We start from the raw sequence: 25,595 nt of genomic DNA, 5'->3' as shown, positions 1-25,595 counted from the left end.
CACATTTCTCAAAACTTTTACAACATAAAAATTAACCCGTTTAAAAAAGTGTTGACACAATCGTAAAATCATGATATCCTACAGTTACAAAAATTAACCGGTTTAAATTTTTAGAATGAAAAAACGAGGAGAGAGAACGTTGAAGAAATTTAGTCATTATGTTTCGAAAGAAGATATCGAGCGCATCCACGAAGAGTCGCTGAGAATTTTAAAAGAGGTCGGCGTACGTTTTGAGCATCCAAAAGCTTTAGAATTATTCAAAGAGCATGGTGCAGAGATTGAGGGGGACATTGTTTTTATAAGCGAAGATTTGGTGAATCAGGCCGTAGCACAGTGTCCAGAGACATTTGAGCTGTATTCGACAAAGGGGTCTGTTACCATTGGCGACGGCAGCCGCGTTAATATGCCTGCCTGTGGTGCAGTATATGTTGAGGACCATAATTCCATTCGCCGTATGCGTAATGAGGATACCATCAATATTTTCAAACTGGCGTCTACCAGTCCGGCAACAGATTATAATTACATGGACTATTTCGCGGATACTACTAATTTTACAAAAGAACAGAAAATTTTCTCTAATGTTGGGATGCTGCTGAAATACAGCCCGCAGATCGCCTGTTTCGACCCGGATACCTTTTCGGTACCGCATGAGGAGCTGTTTGATACAACGGTTAAAAGCCTTAAAATCATTAAAGCCTTTGAAGGGGTAGAGGAACAGGAGCGTTATGTCAACTCCTTCTGTGTCAATTCCTTATCGCCGCTCTGCTATGATTTTGCCCCCCTTGAAAAAATGTTTGCTTTCTGCGCTGAAAAGCAGCCGATCTGGTTTACGCCCTGCGCGATGCCGGCGTTAACCTCGCCGCCGTCTGTCTTTGCGACTGTGAGCCTGACCAATGCAGAAATACTGGCAGGCTTAACGCTGGCGCAGCTTGCCTGCCCGGGAGTGCCGGTTATTTATGGCAACACCTCCGCCTCCACCGATTTGAGAAGTATTCTTTTGAGCATCGGCTCACCGGAAACGGCTTTAATGGTTTATGCAGCTGTTGCCATGGCGGACTATTATAAAATGCCGTGCCGCAGCGGCGGAAGCCTGAGCGACGCAAAGGATCTGGACTACCAGGCCGGCGCGGAATCTATGCTGGTGTTAAACGCAACTTATGAATCCGGCGTTGACCTGATCCTTCACGCCTGCGGTATTATGGGCTCCTTTAATATCTTCAGCTATGAAAAATATATGCTGGATGAAGATACCTTGCTCTACGCAAGACGAATGGCCGCTGGAATTGATACCTCCGAAGAAAAAGGCTGCTTTGATTTGATCAGGAAAATCGGCCCACGCGGCTCTTACTTAAAGGGCAGAACACCAAAGATGTACCGCGAAGAATTTGTTATGCCAAAATTTTTTAACAAGCAAGACCCTAACGTATGGCAGAACGAAGGGCGACACTCCTTAAAGGAAGTGGCTGAAAATGTAGTAAAGGAAAGAATTGCCTCTTATCAGCCGCCGGAAATCACAAAGGAACAGAACGATATTGTAGCCCCGTATATTCCTGAAGAATACCGGGAAAGCATTTAGAAAATTAGGAGAAAAAAATGGATAGCACTGCTAAAAACTCGAAAGTTAAAAAGTATGTGGCACTTTTTGCATTGATTCTTGCGGGAAGTACAATTTATGAACTTCCCTATTTGAGCTATAATTATTACGACGTGATTCTGGAGGCCATGAATATTTCAAATTCCCAGCTTGGTCTGCTGATGAGTATTTTTGGTTTCATCTCAATGATTGGTTACTTTCCCGGCGGGTACCTGGCTGACCGTCTTTCCGCCAGAAAGCTGATTGCCTTTTCACTGGTGGGAACAGGCGCTCTGGGGATTTTGTTGTCAACGTATCCTTCTTACCCTGTTCTTGTATTTATCTATGTTATGTATGGAGTTCTCTCATCGCTGACCTTCTGGGCCGCTATGCTGAAAGCCACAAGACAGTTGGGCGACAGCAGCGAGCAGGGACGTCTGTTCGGAATGCGTGAAAGCGGAACGGGCATTATGCCAGTGCTTTATGGAATGGTGATCCTGTTTATCTTTAACACCACCGGAGCCAACTATCTGGCGCTGCGCTGGGTGATTATTGGCTATGCGGTTTTGGCCATCATCGGCGGTGTTTTTGCCTGGTTTGGCCTGAGTGACAATAAGCCGACAGATAATCCAGAAGAAAAAACAGGGGCCTCAGTTAAGGATCTGGTAAAGGTTGTAAAAATGCCGAAGCTCTGGCTTTTATCCATCGTGGTATTCTCTGTCTGCTCCATTTACGCATCTTACTCTTATCTGACCCCTTATTTAACGGAGTTCTTTGGACTGTCTGCCTCAACAGCCGCATTTCTGGGAATTCTGCGTATTTATGGAATGGCTATTGTCGGCGGGCTCATCAGCGGGTTTATTGCAGATAAGATCGGTTCAAACATCAAGGTGATATTCTTTACCTCCATTATCCCGGTTATCTGTTATGCCGCATATATGATTATTCCGAATAACCCGCAGTATCTCGGCGTATTTATCGCTTTTATGCTGGCAACGGGACTTTCAATGTTCATGCTCAGAGGTATCTACTTTGCAGCTATTGATGAACTTAAGATTCCACTGTCCTACAGCGGTACGGCAATGGGCTTTGTCTCACTGGTCGGCTTCATTCCAGAGGCTTATATTTACAGCCTGATTGGCAACTGGATGGATAAGTATCCTGGAATTGGCGGATACCAGCATATCTTCGTGTACATGATTGTGGTGACAGCTATTGGGTTAGTCGCAGCTGGTGTGCTGTTCAGACAGATTCGAAAAAGTAAAGAACAGACAGCGGAAGTGGAGTAGACAATAAAAAAGAACCCTTCTATGCTTGGAATCGAGGCGCTCATATGAAATACAGACAAATAAGGTGGGGAGTTTTTTTGCCGCCAGCTATATTGTTTATTGGATGTATCATTTGGAATCTTTGTGACGGGGCGGGCTTTTCCGCTCTGGTCACAGCCTTTTACGACTGGATTCTCAATTATTTCGGATGGACGTTTCTGCTCACCGCTGTCGTTTCACTTGGGATCTGCATATGGATTTATTTTTCGCCGCTGGGCAGGGTGAGAATCGGTGGACCTGCGGCAAAGCCGAAGCTTACGAACTGGAATTGGTTTACGGTAACGCTTGGCACGACCATTGCAGCGGGCATTGTGTTCTGGGGAGCGGCGGAGCCGGTACAGCATATTTTATATCCGCCGGAATCAACCGGCATTGCGGCCATGACCGCGGAGTCCGCCCGTTTTGCCATGGCGGCGATTTACAGGCACTGGACAGTGCTGCCTTACGCCATGTATACTCTGCTGGCGGTGATGTTCGCCTACGGCTGTTACAATATGAAAGCTTCCTTTTCCATTGGTTCAATGATGGCGCCGTTGATTCGTGAGAAGGGCCGCGTGAGGATGAACGGGCTCATTGATGTGGTGTGTGTCTTTTCACTGGTCACAGGTCTTTCGGCGTCCCTTGGTATTGGAACTTTGAGCATTAACAGCGGACTAAGCCGGCTCTTTGGTTTGTCCTCTAACCCGGCTGTCTGGCTTGCGATCATTGTTTTTGTAGGCGGTATTTCCATTATATCGGCCATTTCAGGCATAAAAAAGGGCATCACGCTTTTATCAAATATCAATGTTGGAATATACATTTTTATTCTTTTGTTTATTCTGTGCTTTGGCGGCACGCTTTTTATCGTCTCCTTTGGAATAGAGGGAATAGGGGAGTTTTTAGATACCTTTTTTTCAGGCGCGTTGTTTACCGGTGTGCTGGAGCGCGATCCCTGGACTAAGAACTGGACCATGTACTATTTTGGCAACTGGATGGCCTGGACGCCCATCACGGCTGTGTTTCTCGGACAGATCAGCTATGGGAGAACCATCCGGGAGATCATAAAAATGAATCTGCTTCTCACCGCGCTGTTCAGTGTGCTGTGGTTTATGATCATCTCCGGTGCGACTGTAAATATTCTGTTTAATACGCCGGTCTGCGGATTGGTAGAGGCCTATCAGCTGGGCTATGAGAATGTTATTTACCAGCTTTTCAAAAATCTGCCGATGGCAGAGCTCATGGTCCCGGTTTATCTCGCGGCAGTGCTGATTTCCTTTGTGACAGCGGCGGATTCTTCAACTGTTGCCATCACCAACTTTTGCTGCCGTCAACCAGAGAATGAAACGGTGGACAGCCCGGCATACCTCAAGATTGTGTGGGGCGTCATTATTGGCGTCGTCACATGGATTATGATGGGAATAGGTGATGGGCTGACAGGAATAAAGATGCTGTCCAATATCGGCGGCCTGGCAGCGATGTTTCTGATCATCGGCGTTATTGCCAGCGCAGTAGTTTTGATAAAGAAAACAAAATAAAAAGGACTGCTGTCCGTTGATTAAAAATCACGGTGCAGCAGTCCTTTTTTATTCGGCCAGAGATTCCTCTTTATTTGACTTTTTATCCTGTTCGGGTAAAGTGAAATCGCCGGGATCAAAATCTGGAGTGGGGTCTTTTTCTTTTTCAATGATCTGGGCCCGTGTCAGACTTCCAAAGTCCTTTTTTAACCATTTATATAAGGATACAACGCAGAGAATCAGCGTTACAGATACCGGGAGCGCCGAAATGATAATGGCTGATTTTAAAGAATCCAGCGGCGCCTTTGCAAACATCAGACACAGTGGAATCGCCGAAATAACAATAGCCCAGAAGAGCTTGAGATGGTTCGGCGGGACTTCATCATCTCTGATGTTTTTAATAGAAGCCGCAGACAGAGTAAAGACAGCGGAATCCAAAGTGGTGATGAGCAGCATGACACCAGTGAGAAACCAGACAAGCAGGATGATCCTGCCAAACGGCAGGGCCGCGATAACCGTTGAAATAACCTGTTCCGGACTCTGAGTCTGGAGAATTTCGACAAAGTTAAAGGAACCGGTAAGCTGCAGCTGGAGTCCATAGTTGGATAATACGCCAAAGAACAAAATTGTACTGAGCAAGCCCGCTCCGGTGATGCACAGGATAACCTCTTTGATGGTGCGCCCCCTTGAGATTTTCGCAATAAAGATCCACATCCAGGGTGCCAGGGTAATCCACCAGGCCCAGTAAAAAACGGTCCAGTCCGCTGTAAAGCCAGTTTTGACAATGGGCTCAGTTTCAGTGATCATGGGCACAAAATTGGTGATCATCATGCCGAAGCTTTTAATGGTATTTTCCAGCTGGAATTGAGGTCCGCCAAAAATAAAGACATAGGCCAGTAAAAAGAAACACAGGTAAATAGTGGAGTCCGAACAGAATTTCATCCCCTTGTCAAGCCCTGCGTAAGAACTGGCTGTAAAGAAAATGGTGACGGCGATCACCATAACGACCTGCATGATAAAGTTATCGGGTGTGCCGAGACTGGTGTGCAGGTTATTAACCAGCATTGGAATCCCGGTCCCGAAGGACAGAATAATGCCGGAAACAATTCCAAAAATAAATACAATGTTGATGATTTTATTCCAGATTGGCCGGCCGCCGGTAACCCCCTCGCAGCCGTTTGCCAGGGAGAGGCCCTCCTGTCTGCGGACATAAAAACGATAGGCCAGAGGAATGGTGCCGATAGCATAGATTCCCCAGGCGGGAACGCCCCAATGGAAAAAGTTGTAGGACACAGCCACCTGAGCGGCAGCGATGCTCTCAGGCGTAATGCCAATGGGCGGTGTGATATAGTAATAGACCCACTCGAGAACGGCCCAGTACAAAAGCCCGGCGCCCATCGTTGCGCAGAAGATCATGGCGATCCAGCTGAAGGTTTTGTACTCCGGTTTATCCTTGCCAAGCTTGATATTCCCAAATTTAGAAAAAGCCACAGCAAAGTTAAACACGAATATTCCAATGGTAATGAGAATAAAGTAAACGCCCATCTTGGTGGTAATGAAAACTCGGATTTTATTCAGGGCTTCCGTCGCTGCAGCCGGCATCAGTATGATGTAGACGCTAAAGGCTGCAACCAGTGCCAGAGTGATAATAATAGCCCATTTATCAATTTTATATTTTTTCATGGTTTTTTACCTCCTTAGATATGTAAAGATGAGCTGGCTGAAAAAATCTTTACATTCGCAAGGTAATGTTATCTTAATATATTTTATGCGTTTTGTCCAATCTTGTTGAGACAGAAGCTTAATAATGCAAAAAAACCCCGAAAACCAATAAGGTTTTCAGGGTTTATGAAAGTCACCCGGGTCTGTTAAGCATTGATCACACTTGTTTCTCACCTGTGCTCGGGGAAAGGTCTCCGGTTTCGGGGAGATCGGGAGGTGTTTCCTTTTCCAGTCGAGTGATTTCATCCCTTGTCATGTCGCCGTAATCCTGCTTCAGCCATTTGAAAATGGAAATGATACAGAAAATCAGCGTGATAGAAACGGGAACCGCTGTGATGATAATGGTCGATTTCAGCGAATCCAGCGGAGCCTTGGCAAACATCAGGCACAGTGGAATCGCGGCAATGATGACTGCCCAGAAAAGTTTCAGGCTTTTGGGAGGGATTTCATCGGTTTTCAGGTTGGTGACCGAGGCCGCCGCCAGTGTAAATACAGCAGAGTCCAGTGTTGTGACCAGCAACATCAGGCCGACGATAAACCACACAAAGAGCACAATTTTGCCAAGCGGCAAAGCCATAATGGCCGATGAGATAACCTGTTCAGGGCTCTGGTTCTGTAGAATCGAGACAAAGTCAAACTGCCCGGTCAGTTGTAAGTTAAGGCCGTAGTTTGAAAGTATACCGAAGAACAGTACTGTGCTGATGAGGCCAGCCAGAGAAATGGTGAGCACGACCTGTTTGATAGTACGCCCTTTGGAAATCTTTGCAATAAAAATCCACATCCAAGGTGCCAGGGTAATCCACCAGGCCCAGTAAAAAACCGTCCAGTCTGCGGTAAAGCCGGTTTTGACAATCGGTTCTGTCTCAAAGATCATCGGGACAAAGTTATTGATCATGAGCCCAAGGCTTTTAATGGTGTTTTCAATCTGGAATAAAGGATTCCCAAAAATAAATACAAAAGCCAGCAAGATGAAAAAGAGGTAGGTTGTAGAATCTGAACAGAACTTCATCCCTTTGTCGAGCCCGGCATAAGAGCTAAGGGTAAAAATAAAAGTAACGATTACAACCATAATTACCTGCATGATGAAGGTATCTGGCGTTCCGATGCTGTTGTGCAGATTATTGACCAGCATAGGAATCCCTGTTCCAAAGCTGATGATAATACCGGATACAATACCAAAAATAAAAATGATATTGATGATCTTATTCCAGACAGGCTTTCCGCCGGTAACCCCTTCACAGCCGCCGGCCAGAGAAAGACCGTCTTTCTGACGGATATAGTAGCGGTAGGCAATGGGGACTGTACCGATGGCATAGATGCCCCAGGCCGGAATACCCCAGTGGAAAAAACTGTAGGATACGGCGACCTCCGCGGCTGCTATACTCTGCGGGGCCAGCCCCATCGGCGGCCCTGTATAGTAATAAACCCATTCCAGTGTAGCCCAGTACAGGATACTGGTTCCCATGGTGGCACAAAAAATCATGGCAATCCAACTGAAGGTTTTGTAGTTCGGATCGCCCTTGCCGAGTTTAATGTTTCCATATTTAGAGAAGGCAAGACTGATGTTCACAGCAAAAATGCCGATGGTAATCAAAACAAAGTAAAAACCCATTTTGGATGTTGTAAAAACGCGCAGATTATTGAGCGTTGCAGTTGCCTGTTCCGGCAGGAGTACAATGTAGATGCTGAGCGCCAGTACAATGACCAGCGTGATAATAATAGCCCATTTGTCGATTTTAAATTTTTTCATAAGTCCGCCCCCTTCTGTCTTTCACAATCACACATTTGTATTCGTAAGATGGTTTTATCTTACTACGTTTTGATGGTTTAGTCCAATGATTTAACGGATAAATTATGGTAAACAGGCTATTTTATATTTTGCAGGGAAAGCCAGGCCGTCCCCGCTCAGGTGTTTATTATTTATCTTCAGGTTGAATATTCTTTTTCTTAACATAGATACGGATAGCCACAGAGCAGAGTACCGCGATGATGGAAGCTGCGATCAGGAAGCAGCCAAAGCTCATCTGATAGCCAATCATACCTGGATGTTGATCCAGCCAGTTACCAGTGATAACCGGTACAAACATATCTGGAATAAAGGCGATAACCGACAGGATACCGGTAGCGGCACCGAAGATTGTGGTCGGCACAGCGGATTCGGTAAACTGGGAGGAAGCAACGCCGTATGCGCCTGTCAGGAAAAAACCAATGGCCAGAATTAATACGATGGCAACCATTAAAAGCGCGGCCGTTGTCGGCAGGAAGATCAGGATTGCCGAGCAGACTGCTGTTAAAGCCATGATCAGAATGAGCACCTTAGCTGGTGAGTTGATTCTGGTGGCAATGCTGCCGATGATCGGCGCAGAAAGCAGAGCAATACCGTAAGTACGGATCATACCGACAGTAGAGGTAATGCCCATGGAAGCCCCAAAAACATCGGTCAGGTAAGGTGTTGTATAAGCCATGGCGGCATAGGCGCAGTAGACAAAGAACATGGACGCTGTGGTCAGCCAAACGCCAGGATGCTTGATGGCTTCTTTAAATTCATTGAGGTTAAAGCCCTGTCCCTCCTTGATTTCATCGTCAAATTTTGGAACAAAAAACAAGGTGGCGATACCAAAAATAACATTTAAAATAGCGCTGACAATTAAGACAACCACAAAACCAGCGGCAGAGTCTGACACGAAAGCGTTAAAAATCTGCTGCGAGACAAAACCCAGAAGCAGGCCGCCGACGCCGTAGATTCCGTAACTCAGGCCAATATTTCGCGAATAAGTGGTGTCATCGCTGACCAGACGGATCAGCTTATAACGAATACCCCAGAAAATAAGGGTGCTGGTAACGCCGAGAAGGCCAAAAATAATCATGATGCTGGTGTAAGACGGAAGTGTCGCAAACCAGCAGATAACGGCAGCAGTGGTGAAGAAGCCGATCGAAGCAAGGTATTTTGCCCGGATCTTGTCTGCGATAATCCCGCCCGGAAGATAGCAGATGGTGGCGACAAGGCCGTAGATACCACCGGTGGCGCCAAGCTGGGCGTTGTTGATGTTCAGGCTGGTCATCATGGTGTCATAAAACGAAAAACGGAAGTAAATAATCTGAAAAAGCACTGCTGAACCAAAGCTGACCAGGAAAATGATCAGCATTGTCCTGAATTTGCTTAAGTTGTCCTTGTTGGTAACACTGTTATTCATCATAGGTCTCCTCTCTCCTTGATAAAAAAATTAGTGCAAAATAAGTTCTGGTATTGCCGAATCCCTATTTTGCACTAATGAAATGGGTTAGTTATTGTTAAGGAATTTAGAACATGAATTCTTCAGGAATCAAGTCTTTGATTATTTTTTCCTGGAACGCTTCGAGTTTGGTCGGCAGTTCGTAGTTGGCTACGCGGTCCTGCCAAGCCTTGCGTGCAAGTTCCTGTACGGTCGGGCTGCCGGCAGCTTCCCAGTTACCAATGGATTGACGGTTGTACAGTGGCGGCAGGAAGAAATCTGCCTTGTACAGCTTGTTGGTACGGGCGATGTAGTTGGTTTTGTGTTCGACTTTTTCCATTTTATCCATCATGAGTGTCTGGTCATTGATGGTGGTTCCCTTTAAGAGATGTTTGACAATGCGGGCGGTTTGTTCGTCAAGCATATATTTTTCATAGCCTAAGGCGCCGTAAGAATCCAAGATGCCGCCGAGCATGTATAACTGTTCAGGTTCTACCATATAGCCGGACAGACAGATCAGCATGGATTCAGCGCCGCTCTGGTAGTCATCCTGTTTGGCGTCTGCGAGACAGCCGTTGGCGCGGCAGGGCAGTCCGTAGAAGTCTGCCAGTTCACGCATGGTGCAGAAGGACTGGAAGGTTTCTGGTCCGCCGCATACGCACAGGGAGTATCTCAAGTCACATTCCAGTGAGCTTAGCTGGTAGATAACCGGTGCGCCCGGCTGAACGAGCTGAGATAAAACAAGACCGGCCAGCAGTTCGGTGTTGTTCTGAACCGTGGTGGAAGCCAGGGTCGGTGGAGAAGTCATGCCGGCTAAGCCAACGCCTGTGATAACCAGAGCCTGGCCCATTCTGGCGTAAGTGATGATGGTATCGCACATTTCCTTGTTCCATGCAAATGGTGCGGAGTTAGTGGCCAGAGTAATGGTCTGGCAGTGTTCGTGGTCATCATTGAAATCCTGAACCAGTTTGATGAATTTTTCGCAGCGTTCCTTGGTACCATTGTGACCGCCGATTAATTTATCGGAATATTTTAAGTTTGCCAGAGTTGTCCATTCAGTATGGATTTTTGTCGGGATATCATTTGGTACGACGATGTCGGCGTCGATCAGGTGCATGATATCACTGTCCTGATGAATTTTAATGAAATTGATATAATCTTCTGCGTTAGCCTTACGGTATTCGCCGTTATCCAGAACATTGACCGGACCCAGTGAAGACTGGACCATCATTTCCTGACCGACGCCTGTTGTGAATTTCATACCCCTTGAATACATATCAAAGGTCTTTGGAACCAGAGCCACACATTTTTCAACCAGGTCTCTGTCGATATAGACGATCTTGCCGTCTACCTTACAGCCCGCTTTTGCTAAAATATCGCGAGCTTCTTCGTTATCAAATAAAATCCCCTTATTTGCGAGCAGATACAAGCTTTTGTCGTGAATCAGTTCAATGTCCTCTTTGCGAGTGAATAAATTGGAATAAAAGTTACGTGTCATAATCATTACCCTCCATGATCATTATGTGTTTTTTCTTATGCCTTTATATAACGCAAGTCTCGTGCCAAAAAGTCGAAAGCGAAGGAATGGCTAAAAACAGCCGTTTTTTGTAAAAAAAACCATTAAAGGATTTCAAAGATGAAATATGAAGATTTTTATCCGTGTTTTCAAATTTCTATTTTAAAATTTATAATATTTTACGAAAAAAATAGAAAAATATTTTTGAAGGAAATAGTTTGGCGTATATATAATAAGGAAGCATAGAGGTGTTTACAGGATGCGGCAGGCAAAATAAAAAGCCGGAAAACGCAGCGCGCTCTCCGGTGACGGAAAATTTAAAGTTAAGTAAAAATTCAAAAATGAAATCAACCTTCAGGTTTCATTTTATTTTTAGAAGCATCCGCTGCTTTCTCTGGCAGCGCGGTTAGACATACCGATGCGATAACCAGGGCCGCGCCGAGCAGCTGAAGCGCTGTGAAGGTCTCGCCGAGCACAAGCGCACTGAAGATAATGGTGACGACCGGTACAAAATTGACGAGGATGGTCACCGTAAGAATGGGAATGCTCTTCAGGGCATACATATAGGTGAGGTTTGCCGTTGCGGAGACCAATACTGCCAAAAACAGAAAATTGATGATGATCTCCCCGGTAAAAAGGCTGAAATCCGGCGGGAAAATAAGGGCAAGTGGCAGTGTAACCCCCGCAATACAGGCCGAGAGATAGGTGGTGATATCCAGTCCGGTATAACGGCTGTAAAGGGGCTTGGCCTGATAGTTATATAAAAGCCAGCCAAGGCCCGAAAGAATCATGGCGCCACAGCCCCAGGGATTGATCTGAATTTCAGAAAGCCCCACAATCATAACAACGCCCACTACGGAAAAGGCTACGGCGGCAGCTTTTATGAGCGTAAAACGCTGTTTTAAAATGATTGTGTCAATGAGCATGCAGAAAATCGGCACAAGGCTCAATAAAATGGAAGCCATGGAAGCTCCGGTCAGGTCTACGCCCACAGCTTCGAAAACATAATAGCCCGTAAAGCCGATGAGGCCTGCGATTAAAACATGGGGAAGATCATGTTTCAGAAGCCGCTGTTCGGGCTCAAGCTTTTTTTTGACCAGCATCAGAATAATCGCCGCGATGGCGAAGCGCCCGAAAATTAAAGCGTATACTGAAAAAGCCTGAAGACAGATTTTTGTGCTGATAAAAGAAATACCCCAGAAAACAAGAGTATAGGAAATAGCCAGATAGGGTTTTATTTTTTGCATAAGCGCCTCCGGTGACAAGTGTCAAAAACTATTATACACGAAGCGCTGTTTTTTTTCACGGCTTTTTAAATGTGCACTGGTCAAAATGAACTCAAACTACGGCAAAACAGCCAGACAGTGAGTTTTATAAAACTCGCAATAAACTATGAATTCTTTCGAAAGCATGAAAAACAGGGCTTTTTTATTTTGGTATGGTTCTTGCAATAATTGTATAGCAGAGAAGGAGGTAATCATATGGAAAAACAGAGTTTTGCAATGCAGGTATCAAAAGGAAAGCGTAACTTCCTTTTGATATTTGTCAGTATCGCAGGGGGGATTATTACATTTGCACCATATGCCAGAAATCTTTACTATGACCAGTATCTGGCAGGGTTCAACCTGACCAACACCCAGCTTGGAAGGCTCGGTTCCTTTTACGGGATTCTGTGTTTGATTTCTTACATTCCAAGCGGCTTTTTAGCGGACCGCTTTAGTGCGAGAACCATGCTTTTCGTCTCGTTTATCGGGATGGCCATCGCCACGGCGTGGCAGGGGATGAAGCCGGGGTTCACGGGTCTGATCTGTGTCTACGCGCTTTACGGAGTGTTTACGACGCTCACGTTCTGGTCGCCGTTTTTAAAATTTATCCGGTTTCTGGGAACGTCGGAGGAGCAGGGGAGTATGTACGGCATCAGCGAAGGAACCAGATGGTTATTTAATGCGGTCGTTGGATTTTTTTGCCTGTGGTTTATGGGACTGTTTGCGGATAAGGTTTTTGGCCTTCAGGGGCTGCTTTGGCTGATCGCCGGCGTGTATGTCGTCATCGGATTTGTAATTTTATGGCTGGTTCCATCTTTTAAGGATTCAGAGGACAAGGAAGGCATCAACCTGAAGGATATGGTAAAGGTTGTTAAAATCCCCGGTGTCTGGCTCGTTGGGATTTTGACTTGTGCAATTTATTCGATTTTTGTTGCGGCCAATATGTATTTTGGGCCCTACTATTCTAACATTCTGGGCGTGGACACCACCTTGACCAGTTCTCTGGCCATTATAAAAAATTACCTGGTCGCGGGGATCGGAACCATCCTTTTTGGGGTGATCTCGGACCGTTATGCCAGAAAAAAGGGCGGCGGCTCGTCCAGAACGCCGATGATTATCGTCTGTTTTTGTATTCTGATTGCTCTGATGGCAGTGTTGATGTTCTCATCTGCCCATGTGGCGCTTTCGATTGGGCTGACCTTGGCGATCACCTTTGTGTTCTGCGGAACAAGGGGCGTCTGCTATGCAACTCTGGACGAAGGCAAAATTCCTCTGGAGCTTTCAGGCGTAGCGCTGGGATTAATCTCCATTATCGGCTACGGTCCAGAGTCCTTTATGACAGCGCTCATGGGCTCCTGGCTGGATAAATATCCAGGTATTACTGGTTACAACATGATCTGGATATGGATCATTGTATGGTCAGTCGTGGGCATCATTGCCGCATTCGCGATTAACCGTTTGGGAAAAAGAAACAGGACAGAAGAAGGAGGAAATGTAAAATGTTAAATTATGATGGCAGCAGCTTGTTTATCAGTCAGAAGGATATTGAGGTGATCCATGAATACACCTTAAAGACCCTGAGCGAGGTGGGGATGATCTTCGACCACCCGGAGGTGCTGGAGGTTTTTAAAAGCCATGGCGCACGCATTGATGGCAACAAGGTATTTTTAGATGAGGCGCTCATCAATAAAGCTATTGCCACTGTGCCCATCGAATTTGAAATGTATGGCCGACGCGGCGGTTTAAAAATCGGCAAGCGCTATGACCCCAAGGTGGGCCCGGGAACAGACTGGCCCTTGATTATCGATGAAAATAATAATATGAGACCGCCAGTTTTTGAGGATCTGCTGAAGTTCTACAAACTGATGGAGACCAGCGATATTATGGACTTTTCACAGCTACCTATCACCAACCTACCAGAATTTGGCAGCAAGGGAGACTGTACCTATCTGGCTCAAATTGCCCTCATGTTGAAATACACTTCGAAATTTTATGCCAATCCCGCACGGCCTAATCAGTCCAATGTGGGAAGAAAGGGGATTCGTCAGACCGTGAGGGAATACCATCAGATGCTCAAGGAGTTTCATGGTGTAGATGAGGATAAATACATTGTGATGGAACTGCTGTGTGTACAGTCACCATTGTGTAATGATAAAGAAATGCTGGACAATTTACTGGAGGCTGCGGCGGCTAACCAACCTATTAGTGTGGTTATCGCTTCGATGACTAACACCACCTCTCCGTCAACCCTCTTAGGCACTGCTATCCATGATAATGCGGTGGCGCTGGCAACCACGACCCTTGTTCAACTGCTGCGGCCGGGCCTTCCTGTGGTGCACACCATTTTAAGCTCGCCGTCGGATATGCGTTATATCCAGATGGGAACTGGCTCAAGTGAAAATGCGCTTCTGGCTTATGCGGGCATTGCCATGGGGCGGTATTACGGCATTCCGGTGCGCGGCGGCGGAACGCTCTCAGACGCTGTCGATGTGGATTACCAGACAGGCGCGGAATCTGCCATGACTTTAATGCCGGCTTATCTGTGCAACGTAGACTACATCACCCACTGTGCCGGAGGTATGGGCGTCTTCAATGTAGGAAGCTTTGAAAAATTTGTGTTGGACGAGGAGCTGGTGGGTTATATGAAACGTCTGGCCCAGGGGTTTGACAGTTCAGAGCCAGAATTTGCCTTTAAGCAGCTGAAGGATATTGGGCCAAGAGGTAATTATCTTATGGGCAGAACCCCTAAACAGTATCGAAGGGAGACATATCTTGCAAAGCTGTTTACCAAGAAGGGCGGCATGATTAGCGTCCGGGATGATGGAACACTCCGTGAAAAGGCGTGCCGTCATATCTGTGAAAGATTAGAAAGCTATGAACTGCCAGCGGTAGATAAAGCGCAGCAGGATGTTTTGGACCGTTACCTGAGGCCCCTGGGATTATAAGCATGTTTTTGAAAGTGACAGAAAATTCTGTCACTTTCCGTTTTTTATGAATTTAATGGAGGAGCCTGAAAATGAAACTGAAAAATAGAATTGACCTGCCTGTTGTCTTGATACCACTTTTGATCATTGTTCTGGCCTGCTCTTTTTTAATCGCTAATTTTGAGAGTGCTCGGTATTTTATTGACGAGGCTTACCGTGTGGTGACAGAGCAGTTCGGATTTGTCTATCTCTGGATTACACTGATTTCCTTTCTGTTGTGCCTGTATCTCTCCCTGAGCCCTTACGGTAAGATCAAGCTGGGAGAGGGCAAAAAAGAATACGGCGAAATATCCTGGGCGGCAATGATTTTTTGTGCTTCCATGGCTGCGGGTTTTTTATACTGGACGAATATTGAATGGACTTTTTATTATCAAGCGCCGCCTTTTGGGCTTGAACCTATGAGTAACACGGCTCTGGAGTATGCCGCAGCATACCCACTGTTTCATTGGGGACCGTCGGCCTGGGGCCTTTATCTGATTCCGGCCGTTGCTTTTGCTTACTCCTATTACAACCGGAAAAGTGAGCGCTTTGACATTGCGTCCTGCTGCCATGCTGTTTTTGGAAAAAAGTATGAATGGATTGTTGATCGGGTTATCAATATTATTTTTATTTTTGGAATGGTGGGTGGTGCAGGCACTACACTTGGTATCGGCACGCCAGTGGCAACCGCAGCCTTGAATGACCTGTTTGGCATTCAGGATACAGGGTCCGTTAAATTTATTACACTGCTTGTCATCACTTGCATTTTTACGCTGAGCGCTTATGCAGGGGTGAAAAAGGGTATCAAAATTCTGAGTAATATCAATGTGGCATTTTTATTGGTGATTGTCGCACTGGTCTTTTGCTTTAGTGATAAAATTTTTGTGTTAAAGCTGGCAACCACTTCAGTGGGGCTGCTGGTGTCAGATTTTTTTAGAATGTCGACCTGGATGGACCCTGTGCTGCAGACTGGTTTTGTGGAAACCTGGACAGTTTTTTACTGGGCGTGGTGGCTGTCTATTGCGTTGTCAGTGGGGCTTTTCATCGCGAAAATTTCCCGGGGGCGCACGATCAGAAATGTGATTTTAGGTTGCCTGGGCTACGGATTAGCTGCGACCTTTTTGTTTTTTACCGTTTTTACAGGCAACGCTGTCTCGCTGACGCTGAAGGGATTCATGGATGTTCCAGAGTGTATGAACAACTTGGGAGGCCCTCAGACTGTTATGGCGCTTCTCCATTGTAACCCTGTGGGAAGTGTGTTGATTTTTCTCGTGCTTATCGCATCTATTATCCTGACAGCTACTACTTACGATTCGGTTTCCCACACATTGGCAATGGTTTCGGCCAAAAATCTCGACAATGAGGCTGATCCGCCTAAAAAGCTGAGTGTATTCTGGGCCTTGGCCGTGGCCGCGATTCCAGCAGTTCTGCTGCTGTTTGAAGGCTCGCTTCAGCAGATTCAGACCTTTACCATTGTTTTTACATTGCCCGTCTGCGTTTTATATGTCATAATTACCGTATCGCTTTTCAAAATGTTGCGCCAGGATTTTAAGAAGAAATGAGTGAAAAGGATGAATGTTTTCAAAAATTATTCCGAAGAATATAAAAATTATCTGCTGTCTCTCTCCAAAGAATATTTTCTGACGATATTAGAAACCTGTTTTACAGAGATTTTTGTCGCAGACAATCAGGGGAAAATTACCTATATTAATCCAGCCTGTGTGCGACACTATGGATTGACCAGTGAAGAGATGGTCGGGCGGCTGGCCACTGAAATTTGTCAAGAAAAGGACCTGTGGGAACCATATACTTATAAAGATGTGATGGCATATGGAAAGACACTTGTCACCGAAAATTTGTATAAAGTGGTTAACCAGAACCTTCTTTCCATCAGTGTTCCAGTTTTTGACGATAAGGGAAATATTGAGATGATGGTTTCCTCAGTTCAAGACCATTTTAACAAATATGACATCACTTACCGGGCGAACACACCGTCCATTGAAAATAAAATGGAGGACCCGGAGACAGAGATTATCGGCAAGAGCCAGAGCTTTGGCTACTGCCGAGGCCTGCTGGACTCCGCCGCAGCCACAGACGCCAACGTGCTGCTTCTTGGGGAATCCGGCACCGGGAAAAGCGTGCTGGCCAACTACGTCCACCGCAAAAGTAATCGAAAGGATCGGGTGTTCATGTCCATTAACTGTGGAGCTATTCCCGAAAATTTACTGGAGAGCGAGCTTTTTGGCTATGCACCCAATGCGTTCACAGGCGCCAGCCCAAAAGGAAAGGTAGGCATTCTGGAAAAAGCTGACGGCGGCACTCTGTTTCTTGATGAGATTGGGGAAATGCCTCTGGGAATGCAGGTAAAAATTCTGGACATGCTTGAAAACAAACGCTTTATTCCCGTGGGCAGTAATGATATCCGCTTTACCGATGTGCGCATTATCGCGGCCACCAACCAGAATATTTTAAAGCTGGTCCGTGAAAAATACTTCCGCTCAGATCTTTATTATCGGCTCAATACTATTAAGGTGACCGTGCCTGCTCTCAAGGACAGAAAGGAGGATATGATGCTCCTCATTCGTCATTTTTTGAATGTTTTCAATAAAAAGTATCAGAAAAATATTGTATTGTCCAACGAAGTGTCTTATCTTATGTCTATCTATGACTGGCCTGGGAATATACGGCAGTTAAAGAACTGTATTGAGCGAATGGTTATTCTTTCAAAGCATCAGGTGGTTGATTCGGATCTTTTTTATAATTATCTCAAAGATGAAGAAGACTACAGCATCGATTTTGATACAAAAATTCCTAATTATGAAAATGTCATTGAAGAGGCGGAAAGAAAACTTATTATCTGGGCTTACTCCAATTACAAAACAAGCCGAAAAGTAGCGGAAATTATTGAAGTCAGTCAGACAAAAGCCAATAATCTGATCCGCAAATATATAAAATAATTCTAAACAAAAATCCCGAAATGTTTAAGTTTTCATTGAAAAATAGAGAAAATTTCGTTATAATTGCGGTAACGGAGTTTAAAGTTAAAGGCTCCGGGGTATATACAAGACAAACAAATTCTAGACCTTCGAAGGAGGAGAAAAAATGCAAAAATATGTATGTGATATCTGTGGTTATGTTTATGATCCCGCTGTAGGTGATCCTGATAATGGTGTAGCTCCTGGAACAGCTTTTGCTGATCTGCCGGAAGATTGGGTTTGCCCGGAATGCGGCGTCAGCAAAGATGAATTTTCACCGGAAGCTTAATTAAGGCTTTTGAATAAGTCCCTGGAGTGCCAGGGATTTTTTGTTTTTTGAGACAGTGGGCAGCCTTGCAAAACTTCTCCAAATCGGGTATGATAATTGAAAAGAATCGATTATCAAGGGAGATTATAATGGCAGTAAAGGCAAGAGAAGAGGTCCGCAGCCGGGAGTTCAGCGCCGTTGGCATGATACTGATCGGGTTGTTTGTCGTGGCCTATGTATTTATTTATAACCGTTCCATCAGTCAAATGGATGACTACGCTTTAAAAACAGGGATCGGTATCGCAGCTCTGATTGTGATGATTGTGGTGTTTGTTGTGATTCTTCGGTTTATCACCACAGGGTTTTTTATGCTGCTGACGCATCAAAGCCTGAACATCGAGCGGAAAATCTTTTTCTGGCGCAAAGAAGTTGCAGATATTCCAGTAAAGGCAATGTTCGATGTGATACCGGAGGAGGCCTTTAAGGGGATTAACGGCAAGGTTAAGAATTATACCGTGGCCCGGATCGAGAATAAGGCTAAATACGTCGTGCTTTACCGTGAGGGCGATCTGGTATGCGGCGCCAAGATTCAGTGCTCCTCAAAGTTTCACAAGGCATTAAAAAGCGTGGTAAGCCAGAATAAAAACGCCCCAAAAGCTTAAGGGGCAATTAAGCAAAAAGCAGTATGATAACACTGTAAACAAGTTACCCTCTTTCAAAATTTTTACAAATCAGCCGGAGTATTCGTACTCCGGCTTTTGTGTTTTTTGTAAGAATCCGCTATACTTGTCATAAAGGAGAACGATCATGAAAATATTACACACCTCAGACTGGCATATAGGCCGGACACTTAATGAAAAAAGCCTGCTGGAGGATCAGGAGGCTGTGCTCACACAGCTGCTTGCCTGGCTTGACCGGGAGCGGCCGGATATCCTTTTAGTCGCCGGTGATATCTATGACCGGTCGGTTCCTTCCAAGGAAGCTCTGGGGCTGGTGGATACAGTGCTCTCGGAAATTATTCTCAATCTGAAAATCCCTGTGCTGCTCATCGGCGGTAACCACGACGGCCGTGAGCGGCTGGCCATGAATGGCGGCATTCTTGAAAAGCAGGGCCTTCATATCGCGGGCAATTACCTGCCAGGGCAGGAGCCTGTGATACTAAACGATGAATGGGGCGAGGTCTGCTTCTGGACAGTGCCTTTTATTAAGCCTGTGGAATACCGGAGCCTGATGAAGCTTGAAAAAACCATAAGCTATGATGAGATGTACCGGGAGATTACCGATGAGATCACAGAGCGGATGGATATGTCCAGACGCAACGTTTTGGTCTCTCACGGCTTGATTTTAGGCAATATGGCAGATATTCAGACCATTGACGATTCAGTCAGACCCATTGAGATCGGGGGCATTGAGTACGCCTGTGCCGAGCATTTTGAAGCCTTTGACTACGTGGCACTGGGCCATCTGCACAGGCCGCAGAAGGTGCTGTGGGATAAGGTGCGCTATTCCGGCTCTCTGCTAAAATATTCTTTTTCGGAATGGAATCAGAAAAAATCTGTGACACTGGTGGAGCTTGGTGAAAAGGGTGCTCTGGCTTTGGAACCGGTAAGCTTTAAACCGCTGCGCGACCTGCGCGTTATCCATGGGGAGCTTGAAGGGCTGACCGCTCTTGAGGCTTACGAGGCTGAGGGCAGAGAGGATTATCTGAAGGTGATTCTGGAGGATCAGGAGCGGCTGGTAAATCCCATGGACAAGCTTCGCAGGGTTTACCCGAATGTGCTGGAGATGGCTTACGAAAAACGGGAGAAAACCGAAGCACAGAAAAGCAGCCGCCGTATCAAGGAGCGGATACAGGACCCGCTGAAGCTGTTTGAGGATTTTTATACCTTTGTCAACGGCGAGGCTATGCAGGCAGATGAGCAGGCAGTGATAACGGAGCTGCTTGAAACCACTATGGAGGAAGAGAAATGAAACCCATTGCCCTTTATATGCACCATTTTGGTCCTTTTATGGAGGAGCAAATTGATTTCACGAGGCTGGACAAAGAACTTTTCCTGATTACCGGCCCCACCGGCAGCGGAAAAACCACTATTTTTGACGGGCTGTGCTACGCACTGTACGGCGAGGGCAGCAACACCTTCCGCCAGTCAAGAGAGATGAAAAGCCAGTTTGGCGACCCGCTGGAGATGATGTGGGTGGATTTTACCTTTGAGCTGCGGGAAAAGACCTACCGCATTAAGCGAATCCCTGAACAGGATCGGAAAAAAGAACGCGGCCAGGGTACGGCCCGGCAAAAGCATGAGGCTGTGCTGTACGAGATAGCAGGCGGTGAGGAAAAACTGATCTCCGCTTCAGTGGCAGAGGTGGGAGAAAAGGTTCAGGAGATCCTCGGTATTAACGCCAACCAGTTCCGCCAGATCGTCATGCTGCCCCAGGGAGAGTTCAGCCGTCTTCTGAAAGCCAGAGAAGAAGAGCGGGTTGAGCTCTTAAAAAGTATTTTCCGAATGGATTTGTACAACACCCTCAAGGATAAGGTAGCCTCAGGACTGCGCGAAATAAGAGGACGCCATAATGACCTGAGTGTTGAGATGGAGACAGAGCGCCAGCACATCAAATGCAGTGGGGGCTCCGCGCTGGCGGATACCCTGACGCAGAATGATAAAACCATGGATTATGTACTGGATTTAACCCGGAAGGAAATCGAGGCCGATGCGTCTGAAATTGGTGTTCTGACAGGACAGGAGAAAGAGGCGGTCCAGTCGCTGGAGCAGCTGCGCATTACTCTGGCCGCTGGTGAACAGATTAACATCCAGTTTGAGCAGCTGGAAAACCAGAAAAAAAGGCTGGTGAAACTGGAGAATGAGCGGCAAGCAGTCCGGGAAAAAGAGGAGATGCTGGCTCTGTCGAAGAAAGCGCTTTTGGTCAAGCCCTATGAGGAAGCCTGGGCCCGGGCCTACCGTAAAAAAGAAGGGGCTGCCGCAGAGCTGACCATTATTAAAAAGCAGCTGGAGGATTGCCAGAAAGCCCTTGAAAAGTCGCAAGCAGAATACGAGGCTGTCAGCGCGCCATCATACATCACGGTTATCGAGCAGCTTCAGGAAAAGTTGGATATTGAAAAAAGGCTGTCTGAAAGTTTGCGTGTCTTTGAGGAAAAGCATGTGGGATTGCAAAAGCGAAGCGGAGAGCTTTCGCAGCTTGAGGAAAAGGGAAAACGCCAGCAGGAGGACAGTGAGTCTTTGAAAAAGCTGGAGCACGAGAGCTACACTCTGGATAAGGAAATATTCGAGCTGGAAAAAGCCTTTCAGCGAAGCGGCCATGAGCTTGAAAACCTGACAAGCCGGCAGAAGCGGGTGGAAGAGGCGCTGGAAATTTATGGTGTTATTGAAAATCGCGAGCGCCGGATTACAGCTCTGAGAAACGAATGGAGAGAAAACCAGAACCGTATCAAGGTGGAGGAGGCCGCGTATCAGGCTTTAATTGAGAAACAGCAGCAGCAAACAGCCGCGGGACTGGCCGCAGGGCTTGAGGAAGGTCAGCCCTGCCCGGTGTGCGGCAGCGTTCACCATCCCCAGAAGGCCGAGGCCCATGAGCCTGTAGAGGAGTCATCCCTGGCAGAGACGACAGAGGCTTTGAATGCCCTGAAGATTAAAAGCGGCTCCCTGAAGAATGAAGGCACCCTGCAGCGCAGAGAAATCGAAACGCGCCAGACAGAGCTCTTAGGACGCCTTGCGGAAATGATGGATACCGCGGATAATGTACTTCCAGACAAAGCGGCAGTGAGCGCCCTGCAAAAAAATCTGGAAGAGAGCTTTGAAGTCCTGCACGCCAGGTGTCAGAGCGCTGAAAAGCAGCTGAAGGCTAAGCAGAAGGAAAAAGGAGGCCTGGAATCCGTGGCAAAAAAGCTGAAAACTCAGCTGGAAAGCTACGGGGCATTGGAGGGACAGCTGAAAGAAGCCAGAGAAGAAGCCGGACTGCTGCGCGGGCAGCTCTCCCAGATGGAGGAACAGATCAAGAACCTGGCAGAGATTTTAAAATTTCCGCCAGAAATGGAGAACCCAAAGGCTTTTTTAAAAAAAGTTGAAAGCTTTGAGCGCAATACCAGCGCGTTAATCGCTGAAAAGAAGGGGTATAAAGATAACATTCAGGCAAAGCACCAGAAACTGCTGCAGGAGGAGGCCGTACAGGCAGCCAACTACAAAAGCGGCAGTCAGGTTTTGGAAAAGGCAGCCGAGGAAGAAAGCAAGCTGAACGAAGATTACAGCAGAGCCCTCAGAGATGCAGGACTTACGCCGGAAACCTATGCAGGCTGCCATAGCATGAGCGATGAAGCGATCCAGACCATGGAAGAGGAGCTCACGCAATACCGGTTTAACCTCAAAAGCACGGCCGAAAGGGTGCGGGAGCTTGAGGACGGGCTCAGGGATAAGAACCCTGTTGAGCTTACGCGTTACCGTGAAAGCCAGCAGACACTGGAAGCGCAGATCGAAGGCTACCGCCGGGAGATAACGCTTCTGAATGAAAAGATCGCCCAGAACCGCCAGCAGATCGGGAAAATCGAAGGGCTGGTACAGGAATTAAAAGAGGTCGAGCGCCTTCAGGGAATTTACACCCATCTGGACCAGACCATCAAGGGTACCTTGGCCGGAAAGCCAAAGATCAGCTTTGAGCGGTATATCCTGTCCGCATATTTACAGGATATTCTGGAAAGCGCCAATGTTTTTCTGGAAAGAATGTCCTCAGGACGTTACCGGCTGGAGGTCATGGGTGACTTCAGACAATCCGGCAACCGCGGCCTGGAGATCGAGGTGGTTGACGCCTATACAGGGCTGCGCCGCAGTGCGAACACCCTGTCGGGCGGAGAAACCTTTATGGCGGCGCTTTCCATGGCTCTCGGACTTTCAGATATTGTCCAGTCCTACGCGGGCGGCATTTCACTGGATACCATTTTTATTGATGAAGGTTTTGCGACCCTGGATCCAGAAGCCCTTGATAATGCCATCAGCTGTCTGCTGGCCATCAAAAATGACGGCCGCACAGTGGGCATCATCTCTCACGTTGAGGAGCTGAAGGACCGCATTGATACTAAGATTATTGTGGAAAAAACCGAAGCGGGAAGTCATATTGACATTTTCTGTTAAAGGGTTTAGGATAGAGTTACCAACAGGACGAGGAGAGAAGGATGAAAATTACCGCAATTATGGGAAGCCATCGGAATAATGGCCATACCAATAAAATACTGAATTATTTTCTGGAACAGATCCGGGAGGATAATGAGCTGCGCCTCATCAACGTAAACAAGGTGCACGTGGAGCACTGCAAGGGCTGTGACTACTGTATTCCTCATCAGGGAGAGTGCGTGATCAGGGACGATGATATGACATGGATCTATGAGGATTTTATGGACTGCGACCTTCTGGTCATTGCGAGCCCTGTGTACTTTACCGCGTTTCCTTCCAAACTGAAAACCGTTATTGACCGTACCCAGATGATTTACAATCTGGAGGATCATTCCCATATTCCGAATAAGAAAATCATTTTTATCGGAGTGGGCGGCGCCCCTGCCTACGGACACCAGTTCAAGGGCATGGAGTACACGCTGGAATGGTATTTGAAAAATCTGAACGCCGTACCCATGGGCTTTGTGGAGATTTCCCACACCGATGAGACACCGGCACTTGAAAATAAAAAAGCTGTCGCAGAGCTGGATGCGCTGGCACAGCAGATTAAAAATTTATAGGAGGCATTAAAATGGCAAAGAAAGTAAATTCAAGTGAGTTTAAAAGTGAAGTTTTAGATCATAAGGGTGTTGTCCTAGTCGACTTTTTCGCGACCTGGTGCGGCCCCTGCAAGGCTTTAACACCCATTGTGGACAAGCTGTCTGAAGAGATGAGCGGCAAGGTGAAGATCGTCAAGGTCGATATCGATGAAAACAGCGCTTTAGCCACAGAATACCGTGTGATGAGCGTCCCGACCATGAAGCTGTTCAAGGATGGCGAGGTTGTGGAAACTCTGGTTGGTTTGAGACCAGAGTCCGAGCTCAGGGATAAACTGAATTATTATTCAGCGGAATAAAGGGATAAAAACAGAATCCCCGGTCAATGCTGCTTAGGCAGTTTTGACCGGGGCTTTTTCAGGAAACGGCAATTCCTTTAATAAAAATTTTCACAACATTCAGGCGCTTATCAAGCAGTACCACATTGGCAAGCTTGCCGGGTTCCAGACTGCCCAGGCGGTCAGACTCGCCGATGACCCGCGCCGGATTGACAGCAGCAGCCTGAACTGCGTCCGTCAGGGGAATGCCAAAAGCTACGGCATTTCTCAGGCAGTCCATCAGATTGGTGACTGAGCCCGCCAAAGTGCCGTCCGCGAGGGTTGCCCGGTTTCCGCAGACCTGCACAGTCTGGCCGCCAAGGGTATACTCGCCGTCTCCCAGTCCTGAAGCCCGCATACTGTCGCTGATGAGAACAATGCGCCCGGCTGAGAAAAGTTTAAAAGCCGCGCGGATCATGGCCGGAGCGACGTGGACACCGTCGCAGATGAGCTCAGCTGTGACGCCGGGATGGTCAAAGGCAGCGCCGATGAGCCCTGGCTCCCGGTGGTTAAAGGGCGGCATGGCATTGAACAGGTGCGTCACATGGGAAGCGCCCAGCGTAAAAGCCTGGGCGGCAGTCTCAAAACAGGCTTCGGTGTGGCCGAGCGAGATGACGGTTTCATCTTTCAGGGCAGTGATGAACTCAGCGGCGCCGGCGAGTTCAGGCGCGAGGGTAACCAGCTTGATAAGGCCGCCTGAAACAGCGTTCAGCCGACGGAACATCGAAATGTCTGGTGGGATAAGGTAGCGCCCGTTTTGCGCGCCTTTCTTTGCTTCGGAAAGAAAAGGCCCTTCCATATTGACGCCCAAAAGCATGGCGCCGGTCTCCTGTGGCCGGCGGGCGGCGTTTTTGAAAATGCCGGACAGCTTTTTCTCAGAAAAGGCCATAGAGGCGGGGATAAAGCCTGTTACGCCGTTGCGTGCCTGATAAGCGGCCATGGCATTAAGGGTATCCGCGGCAGCGTCACAGAAGTCATGGCCCATACAGCCGTGTAGATGAATATCGATGAGGCCGGGAATGGCGTATAGGCCAGAGGCGTCTATTTCGGCCGGGTTAGCGGTCTGTGTGCGGATATAGGGGCCGTCAAAAATAAGGTCTTTTTGTGTAAAGCGATGGTCGGGGGTGTAAACCCACGCGTTTCGAATAATCATTTGAGGTTCTGCCTTTCTGATTTTATTATAGAGGCAA

At 47.0% G+C, this 25,595-nt stretch carries 19 protein-coding genes; 13 read left to right on the top strand and 6 right to left on the bottom strand.

The features are described from left to right. Positions 1–139: 139 nt before the first annotated feature. From DW091_RS10185 to DW091_RS10175, 3 genes are read left to right on the top strand one after another with little or no spacing between them, the layout of a single operon-like run. Entirely contained in the window at positions 140–1,576 is a 1,437-nt protein-coding gene (locus tag DW091_RS10185) for a trimethylamine methyltransferase family protein (RefSeq protein WP_118518093.1), read from the top strand. A gap of 17 nt (positions 1,577–1,593) precedes the next feature. Continuing rightward, a complete protein-coding gene (locus DW091_RS10180) occupies positions 1,594–2,862 on the top strand; it encodes an MFS transporter (protein ID WP_058696274.1) in 1,269 nt (422 codons plus the stop codon). Between the two features lie 44 nt (positions 2,863–2,906). Continuing rightward, a complete protein-coding gene (locus DW091_RS10175; RefSeq protein ID WP_118518092.1) occupies positions 2,907–4,415 on the top strand; it encodes a BCCT family transporter in 1,509 nt (502 codons plus the stop codon). A 48-nt stretch (positions 4,416–4,463) separates the two neighbouring features. Here the strand turns inward: DW091_RS10175 and DW091_RS10170 are convergent, their stop codons facing one another. The 5 genes from DW091_RS10170 to DW091_RS10150 all read right to left on the bottom strand — a co-directional run bounded on the left by DW091_RS10170 (position 4,464) and on the right by DW091_RS10150 (position 12,091). Further along, on the bottom strand, positions 4,464–6,077 hold the full coding sequence (locus tag DW091_RS10170) for a BCCT family transporter (RefSeq protein WP_118518091.1): 1,614 nt from the start codon (positions 6,075–6,077) through the stop codon (positions 4,464–4,466). 196 nt (positions 6,078–6,273) lie between these two features. Further along, entirely contained in the window at positions 6,274–7,866 is a 1,593-nt protein-coding gene (locus tag DW091_RS10165; RefSeq protein WP_058696271.1) for a BCCT family transporter, read from the bottom strand. Positions 7,867–8,032: 166 nt separating this feature from the next. After that, positions 8,033–9,313 (bottom strand): MFS transporter, encoded by a 1,281-nt coding sequence (locus tag DW091_RS10160; protein WP_224168775.1) that lies wholly within the window; start codon positions 9,311–9,313, stop codon positions 8,033–8,035. 103 nt (positions 9,314–9,416) lie between these two features. Next, positions 9,417–10,826 carry a trimethylamine methyltransferase family protein gene (locus tag DW091_RS10155; protein ID WP_118518090.1) on the bottom strand — a complete coding sequence of 470 codons (1,410 nt, stop codon included), beginning with the start codon at positions 10,824–10,826 and terminating at the stop codon, positions 9,417–9,419. Positions 10,827–11,191: 365 nt separating this feature from the next. Continuing rightward, positions 11,192–12,091: an EamA family transporter gene (locus DW091_RS10150; RefSeq protein ID WP_118518089.1), complete on the bottom strand. Its 900-nt coding sequence runs from the start codon at positions 12,089–12,091 to the stop codon at positions 11,192–11,194. A 234-nt stretch (positions 12,092–12,325) separates the two neighbouring features. On the opposite strand from DW091_RS10150, the gene DW091_RS10145 reads away from it, so the two are divergent. From DW091_RS10145 to trxA, 10 genes are all read left to right on the top strand, one after another. Further along, entirely contained in the window at positions 12,326–13,615 is a 1,290-nt protein-coding gene (locus tag DW091_RS10145) for an MFS transporter (protein ID WP_118518088.1), read from the top strand. Continuing rightward, positions 13,609–15,054 (top strand): trimethylamine methyltransferase family protein, encoded by a 1,446-nt coding sequence (locus DW091_RS10140; protein ID WP_118518087.1) that lies wholly within the window; start codon positions 13,609–13,611, stop codon positions 15,052–15,054. Before DW091_RS10145 ends, DW091_RS10140 begins: the two co-directional genes overlap by 7 nt. Before the next feature lie 71 nt (positions 15,055–15,125). Then, positions 15,126–16,634 (top strand): BCCT family transporter, encoded by a 1,509-nt coding sequence (locus DW091_RS10135; RefSeq protein ID WP_118518086.1) that lies wholly within the window; start codon positions 15,126–15,128, stop codon positions 16,632–16,634. A gap of 9 nt (positions 16,635–16,643) precedes the next feature. After that, entirely contained in the window at positions 16,644–18,029 is a 1,386-nt protein-coding gene (locus tag DW091_RS10130; RefSeq protein ID WP_118518085.1) for a sigma 54-interacting transcriptional regulator, read from the top strand. A 145-nt stretch (positions 18,030–18,174) separates the two neighbouring features. Next, complete coding sequence (rd, locus tag DW091_RS10125) at positions 18,175–18,336, top strand: rubredoxin (RefSeq protein ID WP_013382779.1); 162 nt, start codon at positions 18,175–18,177, stop codon at positions 18,334–18,336. A gap of 128 nt (positions 18,337–18,464) precedes the next feature. Beyond that, positions 18,465–18,977: a hypothetical protein gene (locus DW091_RS10120; RefSeq protein ID WP_058696263.1), complete on the top strand. Its 513-nt coding sequence runs from the start codon at positions 18,465–18,467 to the stop codon at positions 18,975–18,977. A gap of 145 nt (positions 18,978–19,122) precedes the next feature. Further along, entirely contained in the window at positions 19,123–20,286 is a 1,164-nt protein-coding gene (locus tag DW091_RS10115) for an exonuclease SbcCD subunit D (protein WP_074616423.1), read from the top strand. Continuing rightward, positions 20,283–23,453: an SMC family ATPase gene (locus tag DW091_RS10110; protein ID WP_118518084.1), complete on the top strand. Its 3,171-nt coding sequence runs from the start codon at positions 20,283–20,285 to the stop codon at positions 23,451–23,453. The genes DW091_RS10115 and DW091_RS10110 overlap by 4 nt, the downstream gene beginning before the upstream one ends. A 41-nt stretch (positions 23,454–23,494) precedes the next feature. Further along, positions 23,495–24,052, top strand: coding sequence for a flavodoxin family protein (locus tag DW091_RS10105; RefSeq protein ID WP_058696260.1), 558 nt, complete (start codon positions 23,495–23,497; stop codon positions 24,050–24,052). Positions 24,053–24,063: 11 nt separating this feature from the next. Further along, a complete protein-coding gene (trxA, locus tag DW091_RS10100) occupies positions 24,064–24,387 on the top strand; it encodes a thioredoxin (RefSeq protein WP_058696259.1) in 324 nt (107 codons plus the stop codon). A gap of 58 nt (positions 24,388–24,445) precedes the next feature. Here the strand turns inward: trxA and nagA are convergent, their stop codons facing one another. Continuing rightward, complete coding sequence (gene nagA / locus DW091_RS10095; RefSeq protein WP_118518083.1) at positions 24,446–25,558, bottom strand: N-acetylglucosamine-6-phosphate deacetylase; 1,113 nt, start codon at positions 25,556–25,558, stop codon at positions 24,446–24,448. Positions 25,559–25,595: the final 37 nt, after the last annotated feature.

This window comes from Eubacterium sp. AM05-23 (genome assembly GCF_003477535.1).
In the GTDB taxonomy this organism is placed as follows: Bacteria; Bacillota; Clostridia; order Eubacteriales; family Eubacteriaceae; genus Eubacterium; species Eubacterium maltosivorans.
The sequence above is the reverse complement of the archived record's forward strand: the minus strand, read 5'-3'. Positions and strand labels throughout refer to the sequence as shown.

Excerpts from the sequence above, each read along its gene's own strand:
- DW091_RS10180 (WP_058696274.1), top strand. The coding sequence starts at position 1,594 with ATGGATAGCACTGCTAAAAACTCGAAAGTTAAAAAGTATGTGGCACTT.
- DW091_RS10175 (WP_118518092.1), top strand. The coding sequence starts at position 2,907 with ATGAAATACAGACAAATAAGGTGGGGAGTTTTTTTGCCGCCAGCTATA.
- DW091_RS10170 (WP_118518091.1), bottom strand. The coding sequence starts at position 6,077 with ATGAAAAAATATAAAATTGATAAATGGGCTATTATTATCACTCTGGCA.
- DW091_RS10165 (WP_058696271.1), bottom strand. The coding sequence starts at position 7,866 with ATGAAAAAATTTAAAATCGACAAATGGGCTATTATTATCACGCTGGTC.
- DW091_RS10160 (WP_224168775.1), bottom strand. The coding sequence starts at position 9,313 with ATGATGAATAACAGTGTTACCAACAAGGACAACTTAAGCAAATTCAGG.
- DW091_RS10155 (WP_118518090.1), bottom strand. The coding sequence starts at position 10,826 with ATGACACGTAACTTTTATTCCAATTTATTCACTCGCAAAGAGGACATT.
- DW091_RS10150 (WP_118518089.1), bottom strand. The coding sequence starts at position 12,091 with ATGCAAAAAATAAAACCCTATCTGGCTATTTCCTATACTCTTGTTTTC.
- DW091_RS10145 (WP_118518088.1), top strand. The coding sequence starts at position 12,326 with ATGGAAAAACAGAGTTTTGCAATGCAGGTATCAAAAGGAAAGCGTAAC.
- DW091_RS10140 (WP_118518087.1), top strand. The coding sequence starts at position 13,609 with ATGTTAAATTATGATGGCAGCAGCTTGTTTATCAGTCAGAAGGATATT.
- DW091_RS10135 (WP_118518086.1), top strand. The coding sequence starts at position 15,126 with ATGAAACTGAAAAATAGAATTGACCTGCCTGTTGTCTTGATACCACTT.
- DW091_RS10130 (WP_118518085.1), top strand. The coding sequence starts at position 16,644 with ATGAATGTTTTCAAAAATTATTCCGAAGAATATAAAAATTATCTGCTG.
- rd (WP_013382779.1), top strand. The coding sequence starts at position 18,175 with ATGCAAAAATATGTATGTGATATCTGTGGTTATGTTTATGATCCCGCT.
- DW091_RS10120 (WP_058696263.1), top strand. The coding sequence starts at position 18,465 with ATGGCAGTAAAGGCAAGAGAAGAGGTCCGCAGCCGGGAGTTCAGCGCC.
- DW091_RS10115 (WP_074616423.1), top strand. The coding sequence starts at position 19,123 with ATGAAAATATTACACACCTCAGACTGGCATATAGGCCGGACACTTAAT.
- DW091_RS10110 (WP_118518084.1), top strand. The coding sequence starts at position 20,283 with ATGAAACCCATTGCCCTTTATATGCACCATTTTGGTCCTTTTATGGAG.
- DW091_RS10105 (WP_058696260.1), top strand. The coding sequence starts at position 23,495 with ATGAAAATTACCGCAATTATGGGAAGCCATCGGAATAATGGCCATACC.
- trxA (WP_058696259.1), top strand. The coding sequence starts at position 24,064 with ATGGCAAAGAAAGTAAATTCAAGTGAGTTTAAAAGTGAAGTTTTAGAT.
- nagA (WP_118518083.1), bottom strand. The coding sequence starts at position 25,558 with ATGATTATTCGAAACGCGTGGGTTTACACCCCCGACCATCGCTTTACA.